Below are 1441 nucleotides of genomic sequence, written 5' to 3'. Positions count from 1 at the left end.
GTGTACTGACCCCAAAAAGTTAGACAATTAATTTAAGTAAAGGATTTAGTTCTGTATTGCACAGGACTAAGTCCTTTTAGTTTGACCTTAATTCGTTTATTGTTATAGTAATCAATATAGTCTACAATAGCTTGTTCCAGTTGCTTAAGTGACTGAAACGTCTTTTCATAACCGTAGAACATTTCGGATTTCAAAATGCCAAAGAAGGACTCCATCATGCCGTTGTCTGGGCTGTTACCCTTGCGTGACATGGATGGCTGAATTCCCTTACTCTCTAGGAACCGATGATAAGAATCATGTTGGTATTGCCAGCCTTGATCGCTATGGAGAATCGTATTCTCATATCTCTTATCTGAAAAAGCTTTCTCCAACATGGTCTTCACTTGTTCTAAATTTGGTGAAGTAGAAAGATGATAAGCAATAATTTCGCTGTTAAAACCATCTAAAACTGGCGATAAATACAATTTCTGTGTGCTATTTGGAATGACAAACTCTGTCACATCCGTATAGCACTTTTCCATTGGTTTGGATGCTTCAAACTGGCGTTGAATGAGATTCGCTGCTTTCTTGCCAATCTCTCCCTGGTAGGAAGAATACTTCCGTTTCCGACGAATTCGAGCCGTTAAACCAAGGACTTTCATCAGACGTTGGACCTTCTTATGATTCACCACGAAGCCACGATTTCTTAGTTCAAGAGTGACTCTCCGATAGCCATAATTTCCTTTATGCTCACTATAAATGGCTTGTATTTCATCCTTTAGCTCTTTATTCTTATCTGGTTGATCTAGCTGTTTTAAGTGATAGTAGTAAGTTGAGCGAGCTAAATGTGCCGTTTCAAGAAGTAAATCTAATTGAAATCCTCCTGAAACCATTTCTCTAACTGTCTCTGCCTTTCTCGCTGTAAGGCTTCGTCCCTTTCCTCTAACTCTTTTAACTTTTTTAAGTAGGCCACCTCGGTACGTAGACGCTCATTCTCCTCTTGAAGTCGCTCTAATTCTGTCATTTCTTCCCAAGTTTTCTTCCGTTTACGTCCCATCCTAGCTGGCCTTCCTCTTGTTTTCTCAACAATAGTATACCCGTTTTTCTTGTATTGTGCCAGCCAATTTGGAAGTAATCCAGTGCTTGGGAGAGCATAATCCAGAGATACGCTTAGTTGCGATCGCCCCTCAAGTAGAACTTTATTAATTATTTCTTCCTTTAATTCTGGCGAGTAATAACGGTTTTTCTCTTTTTTGACACTTTCTATTCCGTAGCGATCAATCAATCGGACTAAGTACTTAAGATTTGAAAGGTTCATTCCATATTTTTCTGAAAGTCGCTTGAAGCTGATTCCTTGTTTTCTTAGTTCATAGATTCGAACTTTATCCTCATAAGTTAGTTTCATTTAAAAACACCCCAAAAGTTAGATTTTTTCTGTCTAACTTTTGGGGTGCGGTTCATT

1 protein-coding gene is annotated in these 1441 nt (G+C 38.6%); it reads right to left on the bottom strand.

Annotated elements, in window-relative coordinates:
* Positions 1-32: 32 nt before the first annotated feature.
* Positions 33-1384, bottom strand: a protein-coding gene (locus GMD5S_RS10670) for an IS3 family transposase (RefSeq protein WP_155991753.1) whose coding sequence is annotated in 2 segments (ribosomal slippage) — positions 33-952 and positions 952-1384 — 1353 coding nt in all. Because the reading frame shifts where the segments join, the coding sequence is not laid out codon by codon here.
* Positions 1385-1441: the final 57 nt, after the last annotated feature.

It is taken from the genome of Streptococcus sp. GMD5S (assembly GCF_000298715.2).
In the GTDB taxonomy this organism is placed as follows: Bacteria; Bacillota; Bacilli; order Lactobacillales; family Streptococcaceae; genus Streptococcus.
The sequence above is the reverse complement of the archived record's forward strand: the minus strand, read 5'-3'. Positions and strand labels throughout refer to the sequence as shown.